The following is a 26,181-nucleotide window of genomic DNA, read 5'->3' as shown; positions in this document are numbered from 1 at the left end:
CCTACTTAGTTGGTGGGGGGGCGGGGGTTTGGTTTAATGGGGCGGGCAACACCCACACCCGGACCCCCGCCATCGGCCTGAACGGCCTCGTCCTCAAACGCCGGACGGGCTGACAAACTCCCCGGAGCCGGAGCCGGAGCCGGAGCCGGAGCCGGAGCCGGAGCCGGAGCCGGAGCCGGAGCCGGAGCCGCGAGGGTGCGTGGGTGCGTGGGCGGTTGACGCCGAGGCCGGGTGCGGCCCCCGCGTCCGGCGAGCCCGCGGCCGTCCCGCCGGGGCGACCCGCAGCCCGCGGCAGTCCACATCGGGGCAGACCCGCAACCGACTCCGCAGGCCGCAGGGCCCCTCCACAGCGTCCTTCGCGGTCGGATGCGGCCAGCGCCCCGCCGACCCCTTACCGTCGCCCGATCACTCCGCCGTCGCCGCACCCGCCCACCCGAGCCGCAACCCCCGCACCGTCTCCTCCGCCTCCCGCACCACCCTCCCCACCAGTTCCGCGCACGTCGGTACGTCCTGGAGCAGGCCCGCCACCTGGCCCGACGCCATCAGGCCGCCTTCCGGGTCGCCGTCCACCATGGCGGACTTGAGCATCATGGGGGTGTTGGCCGCGAGGAGCACCTGGCTCCAGGTCAGGTCCTTGCCGCGCTTCATCGCCAGGCCGTCGCGGACCAGGCCGGGCCACGTCGCTCCGGAGACACGGCGGAACGCCGTCGCGTGGCGCACGGCACGGGTCAGGGAGCGCAGGGGGCCCGCGCGCTCCAGGGCGGCCACGAGGTCCGTGCGGAGCATGCGGTGGGGGAGGCCGTCCACGCGCGTGGTGACCGTGATGTCCTTGACCGTCGCTGCGAGATAGCGGGCCTTCACCGCGTCCGGCACCGTCGACTCCGCGGTGAGGAGGAACCGCGTGCCCATGGCGACGCCCGCCGCGCCGTAGGCGAGCGCCGCGACCAGGCCCCGGCCGTCGTGGAACCCGCCCGCGGCGATCACCGGGATGTCCACGGCGTCCACGACCTGGGGCAGAAGCACGGTCGTGGCGACCTCACCGGTGTGGCCGCCGCCCTCGCCGCCCTGCACGAGGACCGCGTCCGCGCCCCACGCCGCGACCTTCTCCGCGTGCCGCCGCGCCCCGACGGACGGGATCACCACGACACCGCCGTCCTTCAGCTCGGCCATCAGGTCCTTCGACGGGGCCAGGGCGAACGACGCCACCCGGACCCCCTCCTCGACGATGATCCGCACCCGCTCCCGCGCGTCCCCCGCGTCGGCCCGCAGATTCACGCCGAACGGCTCGTCCGTGCGGGACCTGACCTCCCGGACCGCCGCCCGCAGCCGCTCGGGCGTCATCGTCGCGGAGGCGAGGATGCCGAGCGCGCCCGCGTTCGCCACCGCCGACACCAGACGAGGTCCCGCCACCCACCCCATGCCGGTCTGCACGAGGGGATGCCGCACCCCGGTGAGCCGGGTCAGGGCCGTCCTCGGGCCGGGTGCCGTCACCGGGCCCGCACCTCCCGCTCGCGCAGGCCGGACGGGTCCACCACGTCGCGGATCAGGTGGAGTTCGGCGGCGGACGGCGTACGGGTGTGGGGGAGCCCGTCCGGCAGGGGGAGCGGGAAGCCCGTGGCGTCGTGGACCTCGTCGGTTGTCACGCCGGGGTGCAGGCTCACCACGCGCATCGAGCGGTCCGGTGTCGCGAAGTCGAAGACGCCGAGGTCCGAGACCACGCGGCGCAGCTCGTGGAAGCGCGTCGCCGACGGGCCCGCCGCCGCGGCGCTGTCGTACCCGACCCCGCAGACCATGTCGACGCGCTCGACGAACACGCGCGGGGAGTGCCGCGGGATCCAGTAACTCACGGGATTGTTGAGGGTGTTGACGGGAGCGCCGCGGACGCCGAGGAGCTGGCGGTCCGGGCGGCGCCAGTCGCCGACGCAGCTGATGTTCTGGTTGCCGAAGCGGTCGATCTGGCTCGCACCCATCATCACGTGCCGGCGGCCGCCCATCACCATCGTCAGATGGCGGCGGTACGGCAGCCAGCCCTCCGTCACCGCGGACCGTGCCCCGAGGGCCGGAACATCCCCGATCAGCAGGGCCTCGCCGTCCGTGAGGAGCAGATCGGGCGCGAACGTCAGCTTCGCCAGGCGCGCCGCGATCGACGGGACCGTGCCCATGGGCGAGGCGAGGACCTCGCCGTCGCCGCGCCAGGCATCGGCGCAGGCGACCACGCAGTACTCGGCGCGGGTGGCCGTCGAGGTCTCGGTCGACGCCGTCATCGCTGCTCCTTGTGCCAGGCCTCGACGGCCAGGTGATAGTCCTCCTCGCCGGTGCCCGCGAGGAAGCGGGCGCTGAAGTCCCCCCAGGTCTCCGGGGTGCGCGCGGCGGTGGCGTACTCCCTCTGGAACGCCTCGTCACGGTCGTAGTCCGGCGCGCACGACGTGAAGTGCGCGCCCCGGGGCGTCTCGGCCACACCCGTGACCGCGTGCCGGGACACCAGCAGGGTCTGCGGCGCCGCATCGCGGGTCAGCTCGGCCGTGTCGACGATCCGCTCGCACGTCACGTACGCCGTGTCGGCCGCCTCGCAGAACAAGTCGTCGAAGTACGGATCGGGGCCCAGATACTGGGCGTTGCCGAGGGTGTCCGCGCGGTTCAGGTGGACCAGGGCGGCGTCCAGGCGCAGGGCGGGCACCGCCACCAGCTCCTCCCCGTCCTCGTACGGCGAAGTGACCGTTCGCAGCGAAGGATTGACCCGCAGCACGTCCGAGCCGAGGCCCGCGCGGACGGGCAGGAACGGCAGTCGCCGGGCGGCCGCCGTCAGGCCCTGCATGAACATCGCCTCGTCCAGCTCCACCAGTTCGAGGGCGCCGCGCTCGCGGGCCGCGCGGAAGTGCGGCTCCAGCGGGATCGAGTCGAGCGTCACGAACGCCGTGACCAGCTTGCGGATCCGGCCCGCCGCGGCGAGCAGACCCACGTCCGGCCCGCCGTACGCCACCACCGTCAGGTCCGTGACGTCTGAACGCAGCAGTGCCCGCACCAGCGCCATCGGCTTGCGGCGCGAGCCCCAGCCGCCGATGCCGAGCGTCATGCCGCTCTCCAGGCGCCCCACGATCGCGTCGGGCGTCATCACCTTGCCGCTCATGACTGTCCCCCCTCCTTGCTGCGGACGTCGTCGTTGATGCCTTCGCCGCCGCGGCCCCGGCTGCCGAGGCCCTTGTCGCCGAAGTCGGCGCGGATCCGGTCGGCGAGGCCGCTGAGGTTCGCCTCGAACGTGAAGCCCTGCTCGAAGCGGTAGCTCCGGTGCACGTCGACCGGGTCGATGCCGTTGATCGCGGCCTTGGCCAGGCGCAGCAGCGTGCCGTCCTTGCGGGCGATCTCGTGGGCCAGCTCCAGGGCCGCCGCGCGCAGCCCCGCGCGCGGGACCACCCGCCACACCGAGCCGTGGGCGTGCAGTTCGGCGGCGGTCGCCGTGCGCGAGGTGTAGTACAGCGCGCGCATCAGGTGCTGGGGCACCAGGCGGGCCAGATGCGTCGCGGCGCCGAGTGCCCCGCGGTCCAGCTCCGGAAGGCCGAACGTGGCGTCGTCGCTCGCCACGATCGCGTCCGCGTTGCCCACCAGGCCGATGCCGCCGCCCAGGCAGAAGCCCTGCACGGCGGCGACGACCGGGACCTCGCAGGCGTACACCGCCGAGAACGCCTCGGAGCACCCGTGGTTGGCACCGAGCAGGGCGTCGTGGCCGGGGTCGCGCTGCATCTCCTTGATGTCCACGCCCGCGTTGAACCCCCGGCCCGCCGCCGCGAGCACGACGCAGCGCACGCCGGGGTCGCGGCCCGCGGCGCGCACCGCGTCCGCGAGGTCGTACCAACCCCGCACGGGCAGGGCGTTGACCGGTGCGTAGTCGACGGTGACGACCGCCACGCCCCCGTCCGGAACCGAGGTGGAGACAGGCATCAGAGGATCCGCTACCTTTCAACCAGAGTCCTCAACCAAACATTTGTTAGTTGCCTTCGAAAGGTAGCAGCGATGACTGACAAGGGACAGATGGTCGTGGTCACCGGCGGCACCCGAGGCGTCGGCGCCGGGATCGCCCGGCGCTTCCTGGCCGCCGGGGCGCGCGTCGTGATCTGCGCCCGCAGGCCGCCCGCCGCGCCCGTCGAAGTGGCGGGCATCGCCGCCGAGTTCCGCCCCCTCGACGTGCGCGACGCGGCGGCCGCCACCGACTTCTTCGCCGAGGTGGCGGCCGACCACGGTGGGATCGACGTCCTGGTGAACAACGCGGGCGGCACGCCGTTCGGGCTGCTCGCCGAGACGCCCGCGGCCCGCCAGACGAAGATCGTCGAGCTGAACCTCCTGTCGCCGCTCTATACCTCTCTCGCCGCGTACGAGGTGATGCGCCGTCAGGAGACGGGCGGGGCCATCGTGATGATCGGCAGCGTCAGCGGCACCCGCCCCTCACCGGGCTCCGGTGCCTACGGCGCCGCCAAGGCCGGCCTGGAGAACCTGGCGCGCACCATGGCCGTCGAGTGGGCGCCGCGCGTGCGCGTGAACACCGTCGTCCTCGGTCTCACCCGCACCGAGAGTTCCCACCTGCACTACGGCGACGAGGCGGGCGTCGCGGCGGTCGGCCGCACGGTTCCGCTCGGTCGCCTCGCCGACCCGGCCGACGTCGGGGACGCCTGTGTCTTCCTCGCCTCCGACGCCGCGCGGTACGTGAGCGGGGCGGCGCTGCACCTGCACGGCGGCGGCGAGCGGCCCGCGTTCCTCGACGCGGCCTCCGTGAACCACGGCTGAAAGGGAGTTCGGCATGAGCGCTGACAGTGGGCCAGGGCCAGGGCCAGGGCCAGGGCCAGGGCCTGAGCCCGAGCCCGGACCAGGGATCTGTGCGGGGCGCGTCGTGATCGTCACCGGTGGGGGCCGCGGCCTCGGACGCGCGCACGCGCGCGCTTACGCCACCGAGGGCGCCCGCGTCGTCGTCAACGACCTGGGGTCGGGCCTCGACGGCTCCGGCTCCTCCGGGGACCCCGCGCACGACGTCGTCGAGGAGATCCGCGCGGCGGGCGGCGAAGCGGTCGCGCACTACGGGGACATCGCCACCCCGGACGGCGCCGCCTCCCTCGTCACCGCCGCCCTGGAGACGTACGGACGCCTGGACACCCTCGTGAACAACGCGGGGTTCCTGCGCGACCGGATGCTCGTGAACCTCGACGAGGACGACTGGGACGCCGTCGTCCGCGTCCACCTGAAGGGACACTTCCTGCCCCTGAAGCACGCGGCCGCGCACTGGCGTACCGAGTCCAAGGCGGGGCGCGCACCGCGCGCGTGTGTCGTCAACACCTCCTCCGGAGCAGGCCTGTCGGGCAGCGTCGGCCAAGGCTGCTACAGCGCCGCCAAGGCCGGGATCCTGGGGCTCACCCTGGTCGCGGCCGCGGAACTCGCCGCCTACGGAGTGCGTGTGAACGCCATCGCGCCCGCCGCGCGGACCCGGATGACCGAGCGGACGTTCGCCGACACGATGGCCGCCCCCATGGGCGGCGGGTTCGACGCGATGGCCCCGGAGAACGTGTCCCCGCTGGTCGTCTGGCTGGGCTCGGACGCCTCCACCGGGGTCACCGGCCGCGTCTTCGAGGCCGAGGCGGGCCGCATCACCGTCATGGAGGGCTGGCGGCCCGGCCCCAGCGCCGACAAGGGCGCCCGCTGGAGCGCCGCGGAGGCGGGCGAAGCGGCCCTGAAGCTGCTCTCCAGGGCCGAGACGCCGCAGCCGGTGTACGGGGCGCGGTGACCCCGAGGGCGCGCCCGGCGACCGGACCCGGCACGGGCGCCGGGACCGGACGTGGACGCCGCCCCCGGCCCCGGGACGCTGCCCCCCCCGGGACGCCACCCCGGGCTCACACCCCCGAAGCCACCCGCACGGGTTCCGTGCCCTCCGCGCTGTGCCGCGCCGCCCAGTTCTCCAGGGAGGTGCGGCAGGCGTGGTCGAGGTGGCGCAGTTCCGTCAGGTCGAGCTCGATCGGGCGGTCCTGGGGGAGTGCCTCCAGGGCGTCGAGGATCTTCGGCAGCCGCAGGAACGTGGCGTTGCCCGACAGGTGGGCGCGGATGGGGCCCGCGCCCTTGTCGACGACGTCGATGTGCACATGGGAGGTCTCCCACGCCGTCTTGACGATCGCGATCGCGAGGCCGATGAGCACGCCCTCGAACATGCTCACCGACACGATCGCGACGGCCGTCACCACCAGCACGACCGCCTCACCCCGGTGCTCGCGCCACAGCCCGGCCAACTGCCGCACCGGCACCAGCTTGCAGCCCGCGTGCACCAGGACGCCCGCGAGCGCGGCGACCGGGATGAGGCCGAGCGCGGCGGGCAGCAGCGCCGCGAACAGCAGCAGCCACACGCCGTGCAGGACGCGCGACGCCTTCGTACGGGCACCGGCCTGCACGTTGGCGGCGCTGCGGACGATCACCGCGGTCATCGGGAGCGCGCCGAGCAGCCCGCACACCGTGTTGCCCGCGCCCTGCGCCACCAGCTCCTTGTCGTAGTCGGTGCGCGGGCCGTCGTGCAGCCGGTCCACGGCGGCCGCGCTGAACAGGCTCTCCGCGGACGCGATCAGCGCGAACGCGAGGACCGTGCCGATCGCGCCGAGGCCGAGGAGTTCACCGAAGGCGCCGGTGCCGGGCGGCTGGACGGCCTCGATCAGGCCCTGCACCTCGACGGTCGCGACCGGCATCGAGAACAGCAGGGAGGCGCCGGTCGCCAGGGCGACGGCCGCGAGCGGCGCGGGGACCGTGCTGAACACGCCCGGCAGCCTGCGCCACAGAAGGAGCACCGCGACGGTGCCGGAGCCGAGCGCGAGCGCGGCCAGCGCGCGACCGGAGCCGAAGGTGTCGGCGAGCAGCTCCGGCAGCCCCCCGATCTTCGCGAGGCCGCTCGCGGGGGCCTCCTGGTCCGCCATCGCGTACAGCTGCCCGGCGATCAGGACGAGCCCGATTCCGGCGAGCATGCCCTCGACGACGGCGACGGATATCGCGCGGAAGAACCGGCCGAGCCGCAGTGCGCCCATGGCCAGTTGGAGCAGGCCCGCGGCGAGCACGAGCGCGCCGAGCGCGGGGAGTCCGAACTCCCGCACGGCCTCGTACACGAGGACGGTCATGCCGGCGGCGGGGCCGCTGACCTGGAGGCTGCTGCCGGGCAGCAGGCCGGTGACGAGACCCCCGACGATGCCGGTGATCAGGCCGAGTTCGGCGGGTACGCCGGACGCGACGGCCACGCCCACGCACAGGGGGAGTGCGACGAGGAAGACCACTACGGAGGCGGTGAGATCGTGCCGTCGGTCTCCGGAGACCTTTAACAGCGAACGGGCACGGAGAAGGGAACGGTCGAGGAGAGGCTGCATGGGGGAATGACTCCTGAGCGCCACGGGGGCGTGTAGGTGCTCGGTGTGACATGGGATCGGTACGGACCGGCACGGCGACGTGTGTGGGGGTCGCGAGTGCCGGTGCGGTGGCACCGATCAGCAGCGGAAGACCTGCAACAGGGGCGGCAGTTCACGGCCCGCGGGTCTGCTCTCGTCGTACGCGGCGAGGCGCGGCAGCGACGGCCGCGCGGCGGGCGCGTCCGTCCTCACCTGGACGGCGACGGCCACATGCCCGTCGGTGACAGGGCACGCGTGCGGCCGGGCCCGGACCCGCATGTGCTCGCCCGCGGCCCCGGCTCCAGCGGGCCCGTCACAGGCGGACGAGACAACGGACTCCCTGGCCTCGACGGCGAGCCCTCCGGCCGTACCACCGCCCGAGCCGGGTCCGAAGCACTGGAGGACGACCAACAGCACGGCGGCCAGCGCGGTGAACACCCAGGGGCGTCCGCCGAGTCGGGGCACGTGCTCACCTCCGTGCGTGAAGTTCCACGATCATCTCGAAACCTAAGGCACGGATGTGTCACGGGGATGACTTGACGGTGACGTGTGCTGCTTCTCACGTGCGCGGCACCCCTGGTCACGGCCGGTGCCGACGAGCGCGGGGCGCGCACGGGCCTGGACCGTGGGGACGTGATCGGTGACCCTGGGCCCATGCTGCTTCCGATCACCCGCGAGAAGGCCGAACTGATCGAGGTCGCCGGACGGGCAGGAGGGGATCCAGCCCTTCTATGCCGAGAGCGCTCCCGCCCGCGAGCTGCTTCGGCGGTTCCGCGACGCCGGGTCCGGCTGAGGCTGCGCGTCGTTCAACGTCGCTTCAGCGCGCGGTCGGTGAGGGCTTCCGCGCAGCCGGTCCAGTGGGTGGGGTCGGTGAGTTCGGTGAGTCGGGGGAGGTCGGGTACGGGGGGTGCGGGGGCGTCGGGCTCGTGCGGGCGGGGTGGGAGCGCGGTCAGTTCGGCTGCCACCGCCTCCGCCAGGGTGGCGCCGCCCGCCCTGGCCCTCGTCGCCGCCGCGGACACCAGTTCCGTGGCGCGGGTACGGCCCAGGGACGGGGTGAGTTCGACGACGAGGCGTTCGGAGGTGAGGAGGCCCGCCGTGAGGTCCAGGTGGGCGCGCATCGCGGCCGGGTGGACCTGGAGGTGGGCGCACAGGTCCACCGCGTCGCGGGCCGCGCCGCCGACGAGGCGCAGGAGGTCCCGCAGGGGCTCCCACTCGGCGTGCCAGGCGCCGGGCGGGCGTTCGTCGGCGGTGGGCAGCGAGGCGTACAGCGTGGCCGCGAGGGCGGGCGCGCGCTGGGCCGCGGCGGCGATCAGCGTGGCGCGGACCGGGTTCGCCTTGTGCGGCATCGCGGACGAGCCGCCCCCCTCGCCTTCCGAGAGCTCGCCGATCTCCGTGCGGGCGAGCGTGAGGACGTCCGCGGCGAGCTTGCCGAGCGCCCCGGCGGTGAGGGCGAGGGCCGCGGCGAGGTCCGCCACGGGGGTACGGAGGGTGTGCCAGGGGAGGTCGGGCTCGACGAGGTTCAACTCCGTTGCGTAGGCGTTGAGCAGACGGAACGTCAGCTCTGTGGGGTCGTGGGGGCCGCCGGCCCCGTACGCCTGCGCCACCGCCAGCGTGCCCACCGCCCCGCCCAACTGCACCGGCAGCCTTCCGCGCACCCGCACCACACGGTCCCGCGCGTCCAGGACCAGCGCCCGCCACCCGGCGGCCTTCAGGCCGAACGTCGTCGGCGCCGCGTGCTGGGTGAGCGTGCGGCCCGGCATCACCGTGTCCCGATGGGTCCGGGCGAGGCGGGCCAACTCCCCTTCCAGGGAGGCGAGATCGGCCAGAAGCGGGTCCAGCGTCCGCGCCGCCACCAGCATCGCCGCCGTGTCCAGGATGTCCTGACTGGTTGCGCCCCGGTGCACGTACGGCGCCGCTTCCGCGGGCACCGCCGCCGTCAGGTCCGCCACCAGCGGGATCACCGGATTGCCGCCCGCCCGGGCCCGCACCGCGAGGGCGCGTGCGTCGAAACGGGCGGCGTCGGCGGCAGCGGTGACCGCGGCCGCCGCCTCGTCCGGTGCCGTCCCCACCGCCGCCTGCGCCCGCGTCAGCGCCGCCTCCGCGTCCAACATGGCCTGGAGGAAGGCCTGGTCACCGGTCGCCCACTCGGCGGGGGACCCGGCCCGCCCCGGGGCGAGCAGCCCGACGTCGAGACCGGGGCTGGGGCTGGGAGCCGGGCCGAGACCGGGAAGAGGGCCGAGACCGGGAGCCGGGCCGGGACTCGGAGCCGGGCCGGGCCTGGGTTCGGGAGCGGGCGCGAAGGCATCGGGGACGGATGGCGCGCCCGGCCCTTGGCTCGGTCCTGAGCCCGCCGTCCCCGGTCCTGAGCCCGCCGTCCCCGGTCCTGAGCCTGCCGTTCCCGGCCCTGAGCCCGCCGTCTCCGAACCCGCCCCCGGCCCCGCACCCTGCTCAAGCCCCGACCCCACCCCCGGCTCCGCCTCCACCCCAGCCTCGCCCCCCGCTCCCACACCCCTGCTCACAAGAACCCCAGAAACACCGTCTCGCCCTCCCCCTGAAGCCGAACGTCGAAGCGGTAGGCGCACGGCGGCTCGGGCAGGGTGAGGAGTGTGGCGCGGCGCCCCGCGTCCAGGGAGGAGAGCAGGGGGTCGGCCGGTTCGTCCCGCAGGTAGGCGCGTGTGTACAGGTGGTGGAGGAGGCCCCGGGCGAAGAGGGCGACGCAGAGGTAGGGCACGCCGCCGGGCGGGAGCGTGCGGATCGCCCAGTGACCGTCCGCGTCCGTGGGGACGCGACCGAAGCCCGTGAACGTGACCCCGTCGCGGCCTGCCGCGCGCCCCGTCGCCGGGTCGCGCCGCAGCGACCCGGGCGCACCCGCGCGCGATCCGTCCGGCGCGGGCTGCCAGATCTCCACGAGGGCGTCGGGGACGGGCTCGGCGGCGCCGTCGTACACGTACCCGTGGAGCGTGACGGCGTCCGGATGGGCGCGGGGCGCGATCTCGGCGCCGTCCGTGAAGGGCAGCGCGTTGCCGTAGAAGGGGCCGATGGTCTGGGAGGGCGTGGGGGCGTGAAGGGGCGTCACCGGTCCTGGTCCTCCTCCATGAGCGTGGCGGACGGGCCGTCGAGGACGACGTCCCAGCGGTAGCCCAGCGACCACTCGGGCACCGAGAGACCGTGGTCGTACGCGGCCACGAGCCGGGCCCGCGCCGCCTCGTCGGTGACCGAGTGCAGCACCGGGTCGTGCGCGAGGAGCGGGTCCCCGGGGAAGTACATCTGCGTCACAAGGCGCTGGGCGAACGCCGTGCCGAAGAACGAGAAGTGCAGGTGCGCGGGGCGCCAGGCGTTGATGTGATTGCGCCACGGGTAGGCGCCGGGCCGGACGGTGGTGAAGGAGTACGTGCCGTCGGCGTCCGTCAGACAGCGGCCGAAGCCCGTGAAGTTCGGGTCGAGCGGCGCCAGATGCCGGTCGAGACGGTGGGCGTACCGGCCCGCCGCGTTGGCCTGCCACAGCTCCACCAACTGGCCGCGGACCGGCCGCCCCCGGCGGTCGAGGACGCGCCCGGTGACGGTGATCCGCTCGCCGATCGGCTCGCCCGTGTGCTGCCGCGTCAGATCGTGGTCGAGCGCGGTGACGTCGGTGTCGCCGAACACGGGCCCGGTCAGCTCAACGGCCTCCGGGTCGTGGAGCGGGACGAAGGGGGCGCGGGGGGCGCGGTGCTGGGTGCTGCGGTACGGGGGGTAGGCGATCGGCGGCCGATACGGGGCCGCCGACCCGTCCTGCGCCCGCGCCGCCTGTTCGGCCTTGGCCAGTTCCACGTCCATCTCCTGCTGGGTCAGGCCGTCCGGCAGCGGTGAGGGGATCATGTCCGGCTGCTCCTCCCTGAGGGGTGGGGAAAGGGTGCGTGGGGGTGCGGCGGCTCCGGGACGCGTACGGTCAGCCGCGCCGCCGTCCGCGCGACGACCTCCGCGACGTCGACACCCGGCGCGCACTCGGTGAGTGCGAGCCCGTCGTCGGTGACGTCGATGACCGCGAGGTCGGTGATGATCCGGTGCACGCAGGCCCGGCCGGTCAGCGGCAGATCGCACTCCTCGACGACCTTCGGGGAGCCGTCCTTGGCGGTGTGCGCCATCGTCACGATGACCGTGCGGGCGCCGTGTACGAGGTCCATCGCCCCGCCGATGCCGGTGACGAGCTTGCCGGGCACGGCCCAGTTGGCGAGGTCCCCGCGCGCGGACACCTGCATCGCGCCGAGCACCGCCACGTCGATGTGGCCGCCGCGGATCATCCCGAAGGACAGCGCGGAGTCGAAGTACGCGGCCCCCGGAAGGACGGTCACCGTCTCCTTGCCCGCGTTGATCAGGTCGGGGTCCACCGCGTCGGGCGCCGGATAGGGGCCGACGCCGAGGATCCCGTTCTCGGAGTGCAGGACCACGCGCACGCCGGGCGGCAACTGGTTGGGGATGAGCGTGGGCAGGCCGATGCCGAGGTTCACGTACTGGCCGTCGCGCAGCTCGCGTGCCGCGCGGGCCGCCATCTGGTCACGGTTCCAGGGCATCAGGAGCTCACCGTCCGGTTCTCGACGTGCTTGGCTGCGGCCTCGGCCGGGCTCAGCTCCACCACTCGCCGGACGAAGACGCCGGGCAGGTGCACCGCTTCCGGGTCGAGCGCGCCGGGCTCCACCAGCTCCTCCACCTCGGCGACCGTCACCCGCCCCGCCATCGCGGCAAGGGGGTTGAAGTTCTGGCTGGACTTGGCGAACACCAGGTTCCCGTGCCGGTCGCCCCGCGCCGCCCGTACCAGCGCGAAGTCGGTGCGGATGGCGTGCTCCAGGACGTACGGCACGCCGTCGAACTCCCGGACCTCCTTGGGCGGCGACGCCACCGCGACCCCGCCCCGGCCGTCGTACCGCACCGGCAGCCCGCCCTCGGCGACCGGCGTGCCGACCCCGGCCGGGGTGTAGAACGCGGGGATGCCGCAGCCCCCGGCCCGCAGCCGCTCGGCGAGCGTGCCCTGCGGGATCAGCTCGACGTCCAGCTCGCCGGCCAGGTACTGGCGCGCGAACTCCTTGTTGGCGCCGATGTACGAGCCCGTCACACGCGCGATGCGGCCCGCCGCGAGGAGCACGGCGAGGCCCGTGTCCAGGGCGCCGCAGTTGTTCGAGACGACGTGCAGACCCGTGACACCACGGGCGTGCAGCGCCTCGATCAGTACGGTCGGCACGCCGCTGAGTCCGAACCCGCCGACGGCGAGCGACGCGCCGTCCGCGATGTCGGCCACCGCGTCCGCGGCCGAAGCGACCACCTTGTCCATACGGGCGGGCCTCGTCTCTCTCGCCGAGATGTCATCAGCACACTGACCATCGCTCAGCACACTGCATATCGCTCAGTGCACTGACTATCGCTGTGGACCTCGGACTCACGCTGCCATCGCTGCCTGAAGTCGTCAAGACGCCTTCGCACCAGTCGACTTGGCGATATCGTTCAGTGCACCGACGAAAACATTCCGACGAAATCATTCCGGCGCGTGAGGAGCAGCCATGGCCGCGGTGGACCTGAGCACCCACCCGGGCCACCTGGCCCGGCGCCTGCAGCAGGCACACCACCTGCTGTGGACCGCGATGGTCTCCGAGGAGATCACCTCACCGCAGTTCGCGGTCCTGAACGCCCTGATCGCCGAACCGGGACTCGACCAGCGTGGCGTGGGCGAGCGGGTGCGCCTGGACCGCTCCACCGTCGCCGACGTCGTCGGCAGGCTGACCCGCAGGGACCTGCTCGACAAGGTCCGCGACCCGCAGGACGGCCGCCGCGCCCTGCTGCGCCCCACGGCCGAGGGCAAGCGCGTCCACCGCCGCCTGACGGTGCGCGCGGCCCGGATGAACGAAGTCATGCTCGCGCCGCTGGCCGACGAGGAACGGACGCTGTTCCTCGGCCTGATCCAGCGGGTCGCCGACGCGGCCGAGCGCCTGCGCGACCCGCTGGCCGAAACCGTCACGCCTTCGTGAACACCACCCACACCGGCCCCTTCGCGAAGGGCAGCGGCTTGCCCCCGGGCGTGGTGAACTCCGTCCCGTCGTCCGCCGTCCGGCGCTCCCAGCGCGCTTCGTAGGAGCGGCCGTCGCGCAGCACCCGGGCCGTTCCGCTGCCGACGGAGCGGGTCAGCGGCGAGATGTTGCCCGAGCGGTCGTGGAAGCGGGAGTCACGGATGTCGACGCGCTGGACCACCACCGTCGCGGCGGACAGGGCCTTGCCCGCGGAGGTGCGGGCCGGGGTGCCGTCCATCGCGATGTGCCAGCGCCCCTCGTACTCGACCCAGGTGAAGGCGAAGCGCGCCGACGGGAAGCGGACCGTGTGCCGCGTCTGCTGCGTGCCGCCCGCCGGGCGCGGGCCGAACGTGAAGCCGGTGCTGTCCAGGCCGCTCGCCTCGGGCCGGACGCCGAGGGCGGCGGGCCGCAGATACAGGTTGTGCGGGGCGGGCTTGCCGCCGCCGCGGTAGTACGCCCGCCCGGGGGCCTTGCCCGGCGGCAGCGGGCGCAGCGGCGCCCGGTCGATCAGCGGAAGCAGCTTGGACTGCGCGCCGGAGAAGGCGAGCGCCGGACGGTCGAACTGGCGCAGCAGGTCCAGGTCCGTCTCGCGGGCGCTGCGCACCGGGCCGACGACGGGCGGCAGCTTGCTCGCGTACACCGCCATCAGCCGGCTCAGGCCCGCCTCCACCTGCTCGACGTACACGACGTCCGCCGCGTCCAGGCCCGTCTGCGGGCGCGCGGGACCCACGTTGTCGATCTTCACGGCGAGCACGCGGCCGCCGTCCCCGGACCGCTTCCCGTCGCCGTCCCGGTCCGTCTCCAGCGTGCAGCCCGCGGCGAGCGCGGCGACGACCGCCACCGCCGTCGCCGCGCGCCACACCCGTACCCGCTCCCGCACACGTCCCTGTGCTTGCCGTGTCATGCCCGGGATGTACCCCGAACCGGGGGCTTCTCAGCCCAGATCGAGGAGATTGGGCAGGCCGAGCCGGTACCGGAGGCGGTCGTGGCGCCGCAGGCCCTCGATCTCCGGGGCGCGGTACATCGGCGTGACCTCGCACCGCTCGTGGTCCGAGCCCACCCGGTCGAGCAGTGCGTTGACGGCCTGGCGGGCCGCCGCGTTGGCGCCCTCCATGGTGGCCAGGTCGATGTCGACGGCCACGTAGTCGCCCGCGAGGAACAGGTTCGGGATCTTCGTCGCGGCCGACGGGCGGTTGTGCAGGGTGCCGACGGGGTGGATCAGGAGCTCGTCCTCGTTGGTCGGGTTCGGGCCGCCGATGCCGTCGACGCCCGGGTCAAGGAACCACGAGTGCAGCTTGCTGTCGCTCAGGGCCGTCTTGCCGGTGTCGTTCAGGGATGCCTTCAGCTGCGCCCACACCTCGCGTGCCACCTCGTCGCGCGTGCACTGCTTGGCCGTCTTGCCGTACAGGATTCCCGGCTTGTCCCACTCGGAGATGTCCACCGACAGGCAGTCCACCGCCGTGCCGTCGCCGTAGTCCGCGGGGAAGTCACGGCCCTTCCAGTGCGCGGCCTGAGCGATGCCGGTGAGCGACCACGGCGAGTCGATGCAGTTGAAATGCCCCTCGACGACATCGGGCCGCTCCGTCAGATAGAACTGAATGCCCGTCATCCAGTCCGTCTTGAGCTTGTCGCAGCGCGCCAACTGCGGTTCCGCCGACTTGAGTTCACGGCTCCAGGTCCTGCGGGCGTGCTCGACCGGCATGGCTTGTACGTAGTGGTCGGCGACGACGTCCTCGCGCTTGCCGTCGGGGTTCTCGACCACCGTCTTCGTGATCCGGCCGCCGCCGTACGCCAGTTCGCGCACCGTCCAGCCGATGCGGAACTCCACGCCGAGCGCCTTCAGATGCGTCACCCACGGATCGATCCACGCCTCGTTGGTCGGCGCGTTCAGGATGCGGTCCGGCGGGCCGTCCCCGCCCCGCCCGAGCGCGTTGAACACGAAGGCCTCACCGAGCGTGCCGACCGTGCGGGTGCTGGCCTCCTCGGCCTTCGTCGCCACGATGTTGCGCGTCACGCCGATCGCAAGGACCCGCTGGTAGTCCTTCGACATCTGCTCGGCGCGCACGAACTCCCACCACGGCGTCGCCTCCCAGTCGTCGTCGCGGCGCTCGTCGCAGCTCGTCAGGAAGACCAGGGCGCGGTTCACGAAGTACGCGACCTCGTGACCGGGGATGCTCGTGGCCGTGTCGAGCAGGGCCGTGAGGGCCCGGGCGATGTCGTCCTTGGTGAGTCTGGCCGGGTCGCCCGTGTGCTGGGGGATCGGGAGCCGGATGTCCTCGCGGCCGCCGGAGCGGGCGAAGCTCATCTCGGGCGGGCTGATGAGGTTGTCCCAGACGCCGTTCTCGTTCCCCGGGAACGGGATGCGCCGCATGGTGTCCGGCAGGTTGTGATAGATCCCCGGAATGAACCGGAAGCCGTGCTCCCCGGGGAGCGGCTTGCGATTCCCCTTCGCGCTGTTCGGTACGTCCATGCTGCGCGCCTTGCCGCCCAGCGCCCGGCGCTCGTAGACGGTGACCGCGAAGCCGCGTTCCACCAGCTCGTGGGCGGCGGTGAGCCCGGCGACGCCACCGCCGAGCACGGCGACCGCCTGCCCGGCGCGGGGTGCGGGGTCGGCTGCGCGTGCCGGGGCCGAAAGGGCCCCGACCCCCAGCGCGGCCGCGCCGCCGATGGCCGCCGTACGCGCGACGAAGGTCCTGCGGGTGCTTCCTGACGTGCGTGCGTGCCCCACGTGTCGTCCCCCTTACCGGTGGTAACTCGGTGTCGGGGGCGGAGCTTACGGTTGCTGGCGGGGCGCCGGAAGCGGTTGGGGTTCGTGGGGGGTGACGTTGGCGCGAATTCGTCTGTGTGGGTGTGTGGGTGTGTGGGTGTGTGTGGGGGCGGGCGCGGGCGCCGGGTCGGGGGGCGTGTGGTGGCGGGTGCGGGTGGGCCGATGGGGGGCGCGACTGGTCCGAGGGGAACGGGTGGGCGGGTGGGGGAAACCGCCGCGGAGCGGCGGGGAAGGGCCGCAGCGGGGGCAGCCTAGGCCGGGGGTGAGCCGAGGACCTCGGTGAGGTCGTACCCGGCGGGCTCCTCCAGCTGGGCGTACGTGCAGGAGTCAGGAGTCCGGTCAGGGCGCCACGCCCGAAACTGCGCGGTGTGGCGGAACCGCGCCCCGTTCTCCATGTGGTCGTAGGCCACCTCACACACCCGCTCAGGACGCAACGGCACCCACGACAGATCCTTCTTCCCGGTCCACCGGCTCACCGCCCCCGGCAGCCGCGCCCCCTCATGGGCGGCCTCCTCGGTCCACGCCGCCCACGGATGCCCCGCCACGGACTCCATCCGCAGCGGCTCGAGCTCCGCCATCAGCTCGGCCCGCCTCTTCATGGCGAAGGCCGCGCACACCCCGACGTGCTGCAACGTCCCCCCGTCGTCGTACAGACCGAGCAGCAGCGACCCCACCACGGGCCCGCTCTTGTGGAAGCGGAAGCCCGCGACGACGCAGTCCGCGGTCCGCTCGTGCTTGATCTTGTACATGAGGCGTTCGTTCTGCCGGTACCGCAGGTCGAGCGGCTTGGCGATCACCCCGTCGAGCCCGGCGCCCTCGAACTCCTCGAACCACCGCTCGGCGACTTCCCGGTCGAGGGTGGCGGGAGCCAGGTGCACGGGCGCGCCCACGCCGTCGAGGGCCCTGGCCAGGAGCGCGCGCCGGTCGCTGAGGGCGACGTCGAGGAGGGACTCGTCGAAGAGGGCGAGCAGGTCGAAGGCGACGAAGGACGCCGGTGTGCGCTCGGCGAGCAGCCGTACCCGGGACTCCGCCGGGTGGATGCGCTCGGTGAGGGCGTCGAATTCGAGCCGTCCCCCGCGCGCGATGACGATCTCGCCGTCGACCACGCACCGCTCGGGCAACCGCTCCCGCAGCGCCTCGACCAACTCGGGAAAGTACCGGGTCAGGGACTTCGTGCCCCGGCTGCCGATCTCGATCTGAGGGCCGTCCCGGAAGACGACCGCACGGAACCCGTCCCACTTCGCCTCGTACTGCATGCCGGGCGGAATCCGCGCCACGGACTTGGCGAGCATGGGCTTCACGGGCGGCATCACCGGGAGATCCATGGTCCGATTCTGCGGCGCGACGGCCGATATCGCCCGGTGTGCGGCATTTGCTGGGCGCGGCTACCGTGGCTCGCATGGGCGCCGGAGCGGCGGTGGAGCTGACGGCTGGAGAGCGGCAGGTACGGCTCTCCAGCCCCGACCGCGTGCTGTTCCCCGAGCGCGGCTTCACCAAGCGGGACCTCGCGGAGTACTTCATCGCCGTCGGTGACGGCATCGTGCGGGCGCTGCGCGACCGGCCGACCACCCTGGAGCGCTACCCGGAGGGCCTCGGCGGCGAGCACTTCTACCAGAAGCGCGCCCCCAAGAACCTGCCCGACTGGATCCCCACCGGCACCATCACCTTCCCCAGCGGCCGCACCGCCGACGAGATCTGCCCCACCGAGGTCGCCGCCGTCGTCTGGGCCGCCCAGTTCGGCACGTTCACCTTCCACCCCTGGCCGGTCCGCCGCGCCGAACCCGACCACCCCGACGAACTGCGCATCGACCTCGACCCCCAGCCCGGCACCGACTACGCCGACGCCGTCCGCGCCGCCCACGGACTCAGGGAGGTCCTGGACGACTTCGGCCTGCGCGGCTGGCCCAAGACCTCCGGCGGGCGCGGTATCCACGTCTTCGTTCCCATCGCGTCCCGTTGGACCTTCGTCGAGGTGCGCCGCGCCGCCATCGCCTGCGGCCGGGAGCTGGAGCGGCGCCGTCCGGACGCGGTGACCACCGCGTGGTGGAAGGAAGAGCGCGGCGAGCGCATCTTCGTCGACTTCAACCAGACCGCACGCGACCGCACCATCGCCTCCGCCTACTCGGTGCGCGCCCGCCCGCACGCCCCCGTCTCCGCGCCGCTGCGCTGGGACGAGATCGACGACGCCGTGCCCACCGACTTCGACATCGGCACCATGCCCGGACGCTTCGCCGAGGTCGGCGACGTACACAAGGACATGGACGAGCACGCGTTCTCGCTGGAGGGACTGCTCGAACAGGCCGACCGCGACGAGCGCGACCACGGGCTCGGTGACATGCCCTATCCGCCCGAGTACCCGAAGATGCCGGGAGAGCCGAAGCGGGTCCAGCCGAGCCGTGCGAAGCACGACGACTGAACCCGCTCCCGTTCAGGGCCGGTTGGCCGCATTTCCTGTCGGCTACAACTCCTTGATCCGGATGTCCCGGTACGACACCACGTCCGTGACGCCGTGGACCTGGAGCCCGATGTACCCGGACGCGAAGCGGCGGCCGTCCGTGCCGGGGTCGTCGCCGCGCGGCGGCTCGAAGAGCTGGCCGCCGGTGTTGTCGAACTCGTTCAGCAGGACACCGTTGCGGTAGATCGAGTAGTGCTGGTCGACCACGCGGATCTCGTAGTCGTTCCAGGTGCCCTTGGGTGTCACGCCCGCGCCCGCGAGGCCGACGCGGTCGAAGCCGTACACCGAACCGGTCTTGTACATGTCGCCGTCAGGACGGTCGAGCACCTGCACCTCGTGCCCGTACTTGATGGCGACCCACTCCGGACGCGACTCCTCCGGGTGGTCGTGGACCTGCGGGAAGCGCACGAACACACCGGAGTTGGCGTTCCCGACGGCCGGGGCGTCGTCGCGCCACTGGAGCTTGAGCGAGAAGTCCCCGTACTTGCGCTCGGGGAACCACAGCATGCCGAGGCCGTTCTTCGTGGTGCCCGAGGTCATCGACCCGTCGGCGTTCAGGCCGAACGAACCGCCGCCCACGTGGCTCCACTTGGCGAAGGACTTCTGCGTGCCGTCGAAGAGGTGACGGTAGCCCTCGGTCTGGCCGGGCTTGCCGATGCCCGACTGCTTCGCCGCCTTGTTGATCTTGTTGTACTCGCGCTGGTCGATCTCGGCGGTCTTCTTGAGGCGGTCCGTGACGGTCTTGACGTGCTTGAGGAACAGCGCGTGCGACGACCAGTCCTTCTCGTCCTCGATCAACTCACCGATCCGGCAGCGGTTGTTGGTCACCCGGTTCGGGATGCCCGTGTCGACCGTGCCGACGAACACCGTCAACCGTTCGTCGTACTCAGGGCAGTTGGGCCCGGGAACCCCGCCGCCCTCGTCGACCGTGAACGCCACCGACTTCGCGGGCGCGGTGTTGCCCGCCTTGTCGCCCGCCCGGTACGCCACGGTGTGCCGCCCGACGCGGTCGACGACCACAGGTGCGGAGTACGCCACGTACGGGCCGCCGTCCAGGGAGTACTCGACCTTGTCCACGCCCGAGCCGGAGTCGGTCGCGGTGACCGTCACCTTGGCCCTGCCGATGTAGGCGCCGTCCGAGTTCTTGTCGCCCTCGACCTTCGCCGACGTCTCCGGCGGCGTCTTGTCCTCGGTCGGCGGCGCGACCACCGTGAACTCCACCGACTTCTCCGGCGCCACGTTGCCCGCCTTGTCGGAGGCGCGGTAGCGGACCTTGTGACTGCCCACCGCATGGACCATCACCGGTGTCGCGTACGGCTGCCAGGCGCCGTCGCCGATCGCGTACTCGACCTTGTTCAGGCCCGAGCCCGCGTCGGACGCCGACACCGTCACCGTCGCCATGCCGAGGTACTGACCCTGGCCGTTCTGCTCGCCGCTGACCGTCGCCGAGGTCTCCGGCGGTGTCTTGTCGTCGGTCGGCGGCGCGACGACCTTGAAGTCGACCGCCTTCTCCGGCGCCACGTTGCCCGCCTTGTCGGACGCCCGATAGCGGATCTTGTGCGTGCCGACCGTGTTCACGATCACGGGCGCGGTGTACGGCTGCCAGGCGCCGTCGGCCCCGACCGCGTACTCGACCTTCTCGACGCCCGAGCCGCCGTTCTCGTCGGTCGCCGTCACCCTGACCGTCGCCGAACCGACGTACGCGCCGTCGGAGTTGGTCGCCCCGTCCACCTTCGCCTTCGTCTCCGGCGCCGTGGTGTCCTCGCCGCCGCCCTCGGTCACGATCAGGATGCCCTGCATCGCGCCGTGGCCGGGGATGGTGCAGTAGTAGCGGTAGCGGCCCGGCTTGAGGGTGACCTCGGCCGTGTGCTTGCCGCCCTTGTCGTCGCCCGGGTTGGCGAGGATGTTCAGCGGGACGTCATTGTTGTACTCCGGGTCGGAGACGTCGAACGTCAGCGTGTGCGGCATGCCGGTGGTGTTGCCGGTGGCCACGCTGTTCTCGAAGACGATCGTCGTCTTGCCCGCGACCGCCGTGGTCGGCGCGGACTTGTACTTGGAGATGTCGTTGTCGGCTGTCCAGGTGAGTGTCTGCTCCTGTGCGGCGAGCCCGGTGTCGTCGGGGCGCGCGCTGGCCGCCGATGTCAGGCCGACCGCCATGAGGAGCGCGGCGAGCAGGGCCGTGAAGACCCTGCCGCGGTGAGCGGATCTCATCGTCCCGCCTTCCTCGCCAGGTCCGCCGCTGCCGGAGTGGCCGCGCCGCCCTTGTAAGTGACCCGCCACAGCGCCGACTTGGCGTCTGAGGTGAAGAAGCCGCGCCCGTAGTCCAGGACGTACAGCGAGCCGTCCGGCGCGAACTTCCAGTCCATCAGGTTCTTGATGTTGTCGTTGCCCACCGGAATGATCTTCTTCAGCGATTCGGCGTGCACCGGCAGACCGCCCTTGCCGACCGTCTTCGGGTCGGTGAGCACGGCGTGCCGCGGCTGGTCGCCGTCGTAGAAGTCCCCGACGAACCACTTGCCGTCCCAGTACGACGGCCACTTGTCCGCGCTCGTGCTCTGGGCGTCATAGCGGTAGACCGGGCCGTTCATCGTGGCCTGGCCGCCGCCCTTGAGCCACGGCAGGAGCTGCTTCTGCTCCTCGGGCTTGTAGCTCGGTACGCCGCTTGCGTCGCGCGGGTAGTCGATGCCGCCGCCCTGCGGCGAGTACCAGATGGTGTTGGGCTCGGCCGGCGGGATCTTCACCAGGCCGTCGTTGTTGGGCGACTCGTTGCGCAGGTTCTTGCAGTCATACCAGCCGAGCGGCTTGCTCGGGTCCGGAAGGTTGCGGTCGCGGTAGGGCTGGTTGTTGCCCATGCAGTACGGCCAGCCGCGGTTGGAGGCGTGCGTGATGGCCGCGAACGTGTCGTACTTCGCCGGGCCCCAGGTCGTCGACGGCTGACCGGCGTCGGGGCCGACCCAGCCCGCGTACAGCGTGTCGGTCTTCTTGTCGACGAAGATGCGCGCCGGGTTGCGCACGCCCATCACATAGATCTCGCCGCGCGTCTTGCCGCCGCCCTCGTCCGGCTCCTTGCCGGTGAAGAGGTTGCCCTCGGGCAGCGTGTACGTGCCGTCGGGCTCGGGGTGGATGCGCAGGATCTTGCCGTTGAGGTTGTTGGTGTTGCCCGCGGTGCGGCGGGCGTCGGCGAAGGAGACGCCCTTGAAGTTGGGCTGCGGGTTGTTGCCCGAGTAGCCGTCGCTGAAGCCGGAGGAGTTGTTGTCACCCGTCGCGATGTACAGGTTGCCCTTGGAGTCCCAGGACATCCCGCCGCCCGAGTGGCAGCAACTGTGCACCTGCACGGGCCACTTCAGCAGCACCTTCTCGCTGCCGAGGTCCAGCTTGTCGGTGGCCTGGTCGAGGGTGAAGCGGGAGACGTACCGCTCCGCCATGTGCGTGTCGCGGTTGAGCTGCGAGTGCGGCGTGTAGTGCAGGTACACCCAGCCGTTCTGCGCGAACCCCGGGTCCAGCTCGATGCCGAGCAGGCCCTCCTCGACCTTGATCAGCTCGCCGCCGCCGCCCTTGTTGCCGAAGACGCTGAGCGCCCCGGCCAGGGTCGACTTCTTGGTCTTAGGGTCGTAGACGTGGATCTCGCCCTTGCCCTTGCCGATGTCGGGGTTGTTCCAGTCGGTGATCACCGGCTGCGAGGAGTCCGCGCCGCCGCGGCCGATGTAGAACACCCGGCCGTCGGGGGCCGTGACCAGGCCGTGCGGCTCGCCGATCTGGTCGTTCTGGCCCGGCTTGTTGGGCTGGGTGAGCCGCTCGGCCTTGTAGTTCGCGTTGATGGTCGCCTTGCAGTCGGCGCGGGCGATGCGGGTCGTCCACAGCAGGGCGCCGCGCAGATGGCTGCGGAAGTCCGCCTCGTCGTAGGCGTCGGCCGTGCCGCCCATGCCGGTGTAGAAGGACCGGCCGCCGTCGTAGTCACGGCACCAGGACACCGGGTGGTCAGCGCCGTTCGCGCCCTCGCCCGGTTTGTACGTGGTCTCACGCACGCGGGCCACGGTGTGCACGTTGCCCGACGGCCCCGACGGACCTGTCTCCCAGTTGAGCCACTTGTCGGGGCGCTTCCACTCCAGCGGCAGGTCCTTGGTGGCGGGGTTCTCGCGGTCGCCGACCTCGACGGTGGCGCGCTGCACGGCGGTGGGGCTCGCGTCCTTCGGGCGGGCTCCGACCAGGCCGGTGAACCACGAGGAGTACGGCTCCGCGCGGGCCGCGTCGTGCAGGCCGAGGAAGCCGCCGCCGGCCTCCATGTAGGCCTCCAGGCCCGCCTCCTGCTCGGCGTCGAGGACGTCGCCGCCGCCGGTCACGAACGTCACCGCGTTGAACTTGCCGAGCTTCCTGGCGTTGGTGAACACGGCCGGGTCGTCGGTGGCCGTCACCGTGAACTGCTGCTCGGCGGGGCCCGATCGGCCGATCTTCTCGATGGCGGCGATGGCCGCGTCGACGACCGGCGACTCGTCGCCACCGGCGGCCGAGCCGTAGAAGGCGAGCACACGCACGTTCGCGCCGCCCGGGGGAGCGGGCAGCGCGCGTGACATCGTTGTCTTCATCGCCTCCGCGTCGGGGGGCGGTTCCGGAAGGGGCCGCGCGGTCGCCGCGGGGCCTGTGAGGAGGCCGGCGGCGACGGCCCCGGCGGCCAGGGCCGCCGCCCAGGCGCGGCGCGTGGATCTGTGTCTGGTTCTGCCCAACCCTCGTACGGTTGGGGGCGTTTGATGCGGTTTCAGCCGCATGAGTACACCCACCCATCGTCGGTCACGGCTACGGCGAATACATCAACGGCACCGGAGAAGCTAGCCCCCTTGGAGGGCTGGCGCCGACGAAGCTAGCCCTCTTTTGACGGCTAGCCAAGAGCTACGACATCACTTCGTGCGACCTTTGTCCTGCGTGTGGATAAACCGGAGCGCTGCCGCTAGCGTGTGGCCGGAATCCGGTGCCCCGGGTGCCCCGACCGTGTCCGTACGTAGCGTCAGTTTCCGTATATGAGTGGGGAGTTCGCCATGGACAGACGGAGCTTCAACCGCCGGATGCTGGCCGGGGGAGCGGCGGCCACGGTGGGGGTGACATCGTTGTCGGTGATGGCCGCGGATTCCGCGGCCGACGCCCCGCGCGCGGTCGATCCGCCGAAGACTGCCCCCGCGGGAGGCGAGGTGCGCCGCATCAAGATGTACGCGGAGAAACTCCCGGACGGGCAGATGGGCTACGGCCTGGAGAAGGGCAAGGCCTCCATCCCCGGGCCGCTGCTCGAACTCAACGAGGGCGACACCCTGCACGTCGAGTTCGAGAACACCACGGACGTCGACGTCAGCCTGCACGTCCACGGCATGGACTACGAGATCTCCAGCGACGGCACGAAGCACACCAAGTCCCAGGTGGCGCCCGGCGGCAAGCGCACCTACACCTGGCGCACCCACGCGCCGGGCCGCCGCAAGGACGGCACCTGGCGCCCCGGCACCGCCGGCTACTGGCACTACCACGACCACGTGGTCGGCACCGAGCACGGCACGGTGGGCGTCCGCAAGGGCCTCTACGGCGCGGTGATCGTGCGCCGCAAGGGCGACATCCTCCCCGACCGGACCTGCGTCGTCGTCTTCAACGACATGATGATCAACAACAAGCCCGCCCACTCCGGGCCCAACTTCGAGGCCACCGTGGGCGATCGGGTCGAGTTCGTGTCGATCACCCACGGCGAGTACTACCACACGTTCCACATCCACGGTCACCGCTGGGCCGACAACCGCACCGGCCTGCTCACCGGCCCCGACGACCCGAGCCAGATCCTCGACGACAAGATCACGGGCCCCGGCGACTCCTTCGGCTTCCAGGTGATCGCGGGCGAGGGAGTGGGCGCGGGGGCGTGGATGTACCACTGCCATGTGCAGAGCCACTCCGACATGGGAATGGTGGGGCTGTTCCTGGTCAAGAAGCCGGACGGCACGATTCCGGACTATGAGCCGCATCATCCGCACGCGGGGGCGGAGAAGAAGTCCGGCGGGGGCGGGTCGGACGAGGGCAGGTCGGACGGTGCCGAGTCCGGCGGGGCCAAGTCGGGTGCGGCCAAGTCCGGCGGGGGAAGCGCGGACCACTCGCACCACTGACGGCGGTGCCGCGAGCGTCTCAGCGCCGTGCGTGGCGGATCTTCAGCCGTCCCATCCCCATGGTCCCGGTGATCCGGATCGTCGGTCCGCCACCGGGCCGGGCGCCGCGCCCGGCCTTGTACCGCGTGTCCTTCCAGACGGAGCTCAGCCCTTCGAGGTCCACGACCGCGTCGTGCGGCACCGTGATCCTGGCCCCGCCCGTGCCGAGGTTCAGCTCGATGTCGACCACCGGATGCTCGAAGACCGCCCGGGACAGGTCCAGGCGCACCCGGCCCAGCGCGGAGTGGACCTTGAGGTTGCGCGGGACCCGCCAGGCGCCGCCCCGCCGGATCCGTCCGGCGGCGACGGCGATCGTGGAGGTGGTGCCCGGATCCTCCGCCGGGAGCGCGGCCAGGGCCTCGTCGATCTCGGCGGGCGCCTTCGCGGTGAGGACCTGATGCAGGCGCTCGTCCATCTCCTCGTGCGAGATGTGCCCTTCGGCGTACGCCTCCTGCAGGCGCCGCACGGCCGAGTCACGGTCGTCCTCGCGGACGCGCGCGGGCGGGGTCTCGCGTTCGGGGGTCACCGTTTCACTCTAGTGGCTGCCGCCGTGGCGACTACGGCCGCACGAACCGCCACCGGTACCGCAGGTCGGCGGGGTCGAGGTCGCGCCGAGCCGTCACGTACGACGTGCCCGCGGCGTACGGCGTGCTCAGCCGCTTCTCGTCGTCCCACGACAGCCAGTTGGCCTCGCCCGCCCCGTTGAGGGAGAGCCGCCAGGCCTGGTTGAGGTCGTTCTCGTCGCACGGCCCCATCCAGGCGAGGCCCCAACCGCCGATGTCCGTGAGGCACTTGCCGTTGTCGCGGGAGACGATCCGGAAGCCGTTGTGGGCCCGCAGCTCGAAGGTCCACTGCTGGCGGGGGTCGCCCGCGTCGCAGGCGGCGAACGTGGCGGTGCCCCGGAAGCCGTTCGCCGGGTCGTCGGCCGTGGTCATGCACAGTCCGTTGCCCACGTTGCGCCACTGCGACCAGGGGTCGTCGGCGCGCGGCGCGGGGTCGGCGGGAGCGTCGGCGCGCACGGGGGCCGGGCCCGCGATGACGGTCCCGGCGAGGGCTGTGACCAAGGCTCCCGCCAGGACGACGAGCCTGCGCGCGGACCTCTTGTTGCGTGCGGACGTCATGCGTACTCCCTGCGCCGTGGCGGCACCGGGCCGAGGGGCCTGCGCCGCGGTGGATCCCGTTCCGTGGTCCCGATGCTGGCGCACGCGGCGAGCGCCCCGCCATGTACGGAGCCCGGGATGGCCCGCATGGGGTCATGGCTGGCCGAGAAGGGTGAACCGGCCCGCCCCGTGCTTCGAACGGGCACTGGCGGGCGGCGTGAATGTTCGATGGAGGGCGGTGGGCGCGGGGATATCCTGAGCGGCAA

23 protein-coding genes are annotated in these 26,181 nt (G+C 72.4%); 5 read left to right on the top strand and 18 right to left on the bottom strand.

Annotation, left to right across the window (positions count from 1 at the left end; genetic code table 11):
* Positions 1–405: 405 nt before the first annotated feature.
* The 4 genes from ACZ6BG_RS34295 to ACZ6BG_RS34280 form a co-directional block, all read right to left on the bottom strand.
* Complete coding sequence (locus ACZ6BG_RS34295; RefSeq protein ID WP_469009006.1) at positions 406–1,419, bottom strand: NAD(P)H-dependent flavin oxidoreductase; 1,014 nt, start codon at positions 1,417–1,419, stop codon at positions 406–408.
* A 68-nt stretch (positions 1,420–1,487) separates the two neighbouring features.
* A complete protein-coding gene (locus ACZ6BG_RS34290) occupies positions 1,488–2,264 on the bottom strand; it encodes a CoA-transferase subunit beta (protein ID WP_469008859.1) in 777 nt (258 codons plus the stop codon).
* Positions 2,261–3,127 carry a CoA transferase subunit A gene (locus ACZ6BG_RS34285; RefSeq protein WP_469008856.1) on the bottom strand — a complete coding sequence of 289 codons (867 nt, stop codon included), beginning with the start codon at positions 3,125–3,127 and terminating at the stop codon, positions 2,261–2,263. Before ACZ6BG_RS34285 ends, ACZ6BG_RS34290 begins: the two co-directional genes overlap by 4 nt.
* The gene (locus ACZ6BG_RS34280) at positions 3,124–3,936 is read right to left on the bottom strand and encodes an enoyl-CoA hydratase family protein (RefSeq protein WP_469008852.1); all 813 of its coding nucleotides are present in this window, start codon (positions 3,934–3,936) and stop codon (positions 3,124–3,126) included. Before ACZ6BG_RS34280 ends, ACZ6BG_RS34285 begins: the two co-directional genes overlap by 4 nt.
* Positions 3,937–4,008: 72 nt before the next feature.
* On the opposite strand from ACZ6BG_RS34280, the gene ACZ6BG_RS34275 reads away from it, so the two are divergent.
* Both ACZ6BG_RS34275 and ACZ6BG_RS34270 read left to right on the top strand, forming a co-directional pair.
* On the top strand, positions 4,009–4,776 hold the full coding sequence (locus ACZ6BG_RS34275; protein ID WP_469008850.1) for an SDR family oxidoreductase: 768 nt from the start codon (positions 4,009–4,011) through the stop codon (positions 4,774–4,776).
* 85 nt (positions 4,777–4,861) lie between these two features.
* Positions 4,862–5,764 carry an SDR family oxidoreductase gene (locus tag ACZ6BG_RS34270; RefSeq protein ID WP_469009003.1) on the top strand — a complete coding sequence of 301 codons (903 nt, stop codon included), beginning with the start codon at positions 4,862–4,864 and terminating at the stop codon, positions 5,762–5,764.
* A gap of 106 nt (positions 5,765–5,870) precedes the next feature.
* On the opposite strand, the gene ACZ6BG_RS34265 is transcribed toward ACZ6BG_RS34270, so the two are convergent.
* The 7 genes from ACZ6BG_RS34265 to ACZ6BG_RS34235 all read right to left on the bottom strand — a co-directional run bounded on the left by ACZ6BG_RS34265 (position 5,871) and on the right by ACZ6BG_RS34235 (position 12,696).
* The gene (locus ACZ6BG_RS34265; protein WP_469008848.1) at positions 5,871–7,373 is read right to left on the bottom strand and encodes a SulP family inorganic anion transporter; all 1,503 of its coding nucleotides are present in this window, start codon (positions 7,371–7,373) and stop codon (positions 5,871–5,873) included.
* Between the two features lie 117 nt (positions 7,374–7,490).
* The gene (locus ACZ6BG_RS34260) at positions 7,491–7,856 is read right to left on the bottom strand and encodes a hypothetical protein (RefSeq protein ID WP_469008846.1); all 366 of its coding nucleotides are present in this window, start codon (positions 7,854–7,856) and stop codon (positions 7,491–7,493) included.
* A gap of 341 nt (positions 7,857–8,197) precedes the next feature.
* Positions 8,198–9,502 (bottom strand): 3-carboxy-cis,cis-muconate cycloisomerase, encoded by a 1,305-nt coding sequence (gene pcaB / locus ACZ6BG_RS34255; RefSeq protein ID WP_469008844.1) that lies wholly within the window; start codon positions 9,500–9,502, stop codon positions 8,198–8,200.
* Between the two features lie 404 nt (positions 9,503–9,906).
* Positions 9,907–10,467, bottom strand: coding sequence for a protocatechuate 3,4-dioxygenase subunit alpha (pcaG, locus tag ACZ6BG_RS34250; protein ID WP_469008842.1), 561 nt, complete (start codon positions 10,465–10,467; stop codon positions 9,907–9,909).
* Positions 10,464–11,249 (bottom strand): protocatechuate 3,4-dioxygenase subunit beta, encoded by a 786-nt coding sequence (gene pcaH, locus ACZ6BG_RS34245; RefSeq protein WP_469008838.1) that lies wholly within the window; start codon positions 11,247–11,249, stop codon positions 10,464–10,466. Before pcaH ends, pcaG begins: the two co-directional genes overlap by 4 nt.
* Positions 11,246–11,941, bottom strand: coding sequence for a CoA transferase subunit B (locus ACZ6BG_RS34240; RefSeq protein WP_469008834.1), 696 nt, complete (start codon positions 11,939–11,941; stop codon positions 11,246–11,248). The genes pcaH and ACZ6BG_RS34240 overlap by 4 nt, the downstream gene beginning before the upstream one ends.
* Positions 11,941–12,696 carry a CoA transferase subunit A gene (locus ACZ6BG_RS34235; RefSeq protein WP_469008831.1) on the bottom strand — a complete coding sequence of 252 codons (756 nt, stop codon included), beginning with the start codon at positions 12,694–12,696 and terminating at the stop codon, positions 11,941–11,943. Before ACZ6BG_RS34235 ends, ACZ6BG_RS34240 begins: the two co-directional genes overlap by 1 nt.
* 226 nt (positions 12,697–12,922) lie before the next feature.
* Here ACZ6BG_RS34235 and ACZ6BG_RS34230 point away from each other — a divergent pair, with 226 nt between their 5' ends.
* Positions 12,923–13,387, top strand: coding sequence for a MarR family winged helix-turn-helix transcriptional regulator (locus ACZ6BG_RS34230; RefSeq protein WP_469008828.1), 465 nt, complete (start codon positions 12,923–12,925; stop codon positions 13,385–13,387).
* Here ACZ6BG_RS34230 and ACZ6BG_RS34225 read toward each other — a convergent pair.
* From ACZ6BG_RS34225 to ACZ6BG_RS34215, 3 genes are all read right to left on the bottom strand, one after another.
* A complete protein-coding gene (locus ACZ6BG_RS34225; RefSeq protein WP_469008825.1) occupies positions 13,374–14,330 on the bottom strand; it encodes a DUF3048 domain-containing protein in 957 nt (318 codons plus the stop codon). The genes ACZ6BG_RS34230 and ACZ6BG_RS34225 overlap by 14 nt on opposite strands.
* 30 nt (positions 14,331–14,360) lie before the next feature.
* Positions 14,361–16,154 (bottom strand): hydroxysqualene dehydroxylase, encoded by a 1,794-nt coding sequence (locus tag ACZ6BG_RS34220; RefSeq protein ID WP_469008824.1) that lies wholly within the window; start codon positions 16,152–16,154, stop codon positions 14,361–14,363.
* 290 nt (positions 16,155–16,444) lie between these two features.
* Positions 16,445–17,518, bottom strand: a complete 1,074-nt coding sequence (locus tag ACZ6BG_RS34215; protein ID WP_469008820.1) for an ATP-dependent DNA ligase — start codon at positions 17,516–17,518, stop codon at positions 16,445–16,447.
* A 74-nt stretch (positions 17,519–17,592) separates the two neighbouring features.
* On the opposite strand from ACZ6BG_RS34215, the gene ligD reads away from it, so the two are divergent.
* The gene (gene ligD, locus ACZ6BG_RS34210; protein ID WP_469008818.1) at positions 17,593–18,609 is read left to right on the top strand and encodes a non-homologous end-joining DNA ligase; all 1,017 of its coding nucleotides are present in this window, start codon (positions 17,593–17,595) and stop codon (positions 18,607–18,609) included.
* Between the two features lie 42 nt (positions 18,610–18,651).
* On the opposite strand, the gene ACZ6BG_RS34205 is transcribed toward ligD, so the two are convergent.
* Together ACZ6BG_RS34205 and ACZ6BG_RS34200 are read right to left on the bottom strand one after the other, a co-directional pair.
* On the bottom strand, positions 18,652–20,859 hold the full coding sequence (locus ACZ6BG_RS34205; RefSeq protein WP_469008815.1) for an OmpL47-type beta-barrel domain-containing protein: 2,208 nt from the start codon (positions 20,857–20,859) through the stop codon (positions 18,652–18,654).
* Positions 20,856–23,411 carry a ThuA domain-containing protein gene (locus ACZ6BG_RS34200; protein WP_469008812.1) on the bottom strand — a complete coding sequence of 852 codons (2,556 nt, stop codon included), beginning with the start codon at positions 23,409–23,411 and terminating at the stop codon, positions 20,856–20,858. The genes ACZ6BG_RS34205 and ACZ6BG_RS34200 overlap by 4 nt, the downstream gene beginning before the upstream one ends.
* 267 nt (positions 23,412–23,678) lie before the next feature.
* On the opposite strand from ACZ6BG_RS34200, the gene ACZ6BG_RS34195 reads away from it, so the two are divergent.
* Entirely contained in the window at positions 23,679–24,776 is a 1,098-nt protein-coding gene (locus tag ACZ6BG_RS34195) for a multicopper oxidase domain-containing protein (RefSeq protein ID WP_469008809.1), read from the top strand.
* Positions 24,777–24,795: 19 nt separating this feature from the next.
* Here ACZ6BG_RS34195 and ACZ6BG_RS34190 read toward each other — a convergent pair whose 3' ends face one another.
* Both ACZ6BG_RS34190 and ACZ6BG_RS34185 read right to left on the bottom strand, forming a co-directional pair.
* The gene (locus ACZ6BG_RS34190) at positions 24,796–25,341 is read right to left on the bottom strand and encodes a DUF1707 SHOCT-like domain-containing protein (RefSeq protein WP_469008807.1); all 546 of its coding nucleotides are present in this window, start codon (positions 25,339–25,341) and stop codon (positions 24,796–24,798) included.
* Positions 25,342–25,372: 31 nt separating this feature from the next.
* Positions 25,373–25,936 carry an RICIN domain-containing protein gene (locus ACZ6BG_RS34185; protein ID WP_469008804.1) on the bottom strand — a complete coding sequence of 188 codons (564 nt, stop codon included), beginning with the start codon at positions 25,934–25,936 and terminating at the stop codon, positions 25,373–25,375.
* Positions 25,937–26,181: the final 245 nt, after the last annotated feature.

This window comes from Streptomyces sp. NPDC041205, from assembly GCF_055591765.1.
This window is presented reverse-complemented; position numbering and strand designations above follow the sequence as displayed.

What these genes read in the sequence shown, in the direction of transcription:
- ACZ6BG_RS34295 (WP_469009006.1), bottom strand. Translation starts at nt 1,419, where the DNA reads ATGGGGTGGGTGGCGGGACCTCGTCTGGTGTCGGCGGTGGCGAACGCG.
- ACZ6BG_RS34290 (WP_469008859.1), bottom strand. Translation starts at nt 2,264, where the DNA reads ATGACGGCGTCGACCGAGACCTCGACGGCCACCCGCGCCGAGTACTGC.
- ACZ6BG_RS34285 (WP_469008856.1), bottom strand. Translation starts at nt 3,127, where the DNA reads ATGAGCGGCAAGGTGATGACGCCCGACGCGATCGTGGGGCGCCTGGAG.
- ACZ6BG_RS34280 (WP_469008852.1), bottom strand. Translation starts at nt 3,936, where the DNA reads ATGCCTGTCTCCACCTCGGTTCCGGACGGGGGCGTGGCGGTCGTCACC.
- ACZ6BG_RS34275 (WP_469008850.1), top strand. Translation starts at nt 4,009, where the DNA reads ATGACTGACAAGGGACAGATGGTCGTGGTCACCGGCGGCACCCGAGGC.
- ACZ6BG_RS34265 (WP_469008848.1), bottom strand. Translation starts at nt 7,373, where the DNA reads ATGCAGCCTCTCCTCGACCGTTCCCTTCTCCGTGCCCGTTCGCTGTTA.
- pcaB (WP_469008844.1), bottom strand. Translation starts at nt 9,502, where the DNA reads ATGTTGGACGCGGAGGCGGCGCTGACGCGGGCGCAGGCGGCGGTGGGG.
- pcaH (WP_469008838.1), bottom strand. Translation starts at nt 11,249, where the DNA reads ATGATCCCCTCACCGCTGCCGGACGGCCTGACCCAGCAGGAGATGGAC.
- ACZ6BG_RS34240 (WP_469008834.1), bottom strand. Translation starts at nt 11,941, where the DNA reads ATGCCCTGGAACCGTGACCAGATGGCGGCCCGCGCGGCACGCGAGCTG.
- ACZ6BG_RS34235 (WP_469008831.1), bottom strand. Translation starts at nt 12,696, where the DNA reads ATGGACAAGGTGGTCGCTTCGGCCGCGGACGCGGTGGCCGACATCGCG.
- ACZ6BG_RS34230 (WP_469008828.1), top strand. Translation starts at nt 12,923, where the DNA reads ATGGCCGCGGTGGACCTGAGCACCCACCCGGGCCACCTGGCCCGGCGC.
- ACZ6BG_RS34225 (WP_469008825.1), bottom strand. Translation starts at nt 14,330, where the DNA reads ATGACACGGCAAGCACAGGGACGTGTGCGGGAGCGGGTACGGGTGTGG.
- ACZ6BG_RS34215 (WP_469008820.1), bottom strand. Translation starts at nt 17,518, where the DNA reads ATGGATCTCCCGGTGATGCCGCCCGTGAAGCCCATGCTCGCCAAGTCC.
- ligD (WP_469008818.1), top strand. Translation starts at nt 17,593, where the DNA reads ATGGGCGCCGGAGCGGCGGTGGAGCTGACGGCTGGAGAGCGGCAGGTA.
- ACZ6BG_RS34205 (WP_469008815.1), bottom strand. Translation starts at nt 20,859, where the DNA reads ATGAGATCCGCTCACCGCGGCAGGGTCTTCACGGCCCTGCTCGCCGCG.
- ACZ6BG_RS34200 (WP_469008812.1), bottom strand. Translation starts at nt 23,411, where the DNA reads ATGCGGCTGAAACCGCATCAAACGCCCCCAACCGTACGAGGGTTGGGC.
- ACZ6BG_RS34195 (WP_469008809.1), top strand. Translation starts at nt 23,679, where the DNA reads ATGGACAGACGGAGCTTCAACCGCCGGATGCTGGCCGGGGGAGCGGCG.
- ACZ6BG_RS34185 (WP_469008804.1), bottom strand. Translation starts at nt 25,936, where the DNA reads ATGACGTCCGCACGCAACAAGAGGTCCGCGCGCAGGCTCGTCGTCCTG.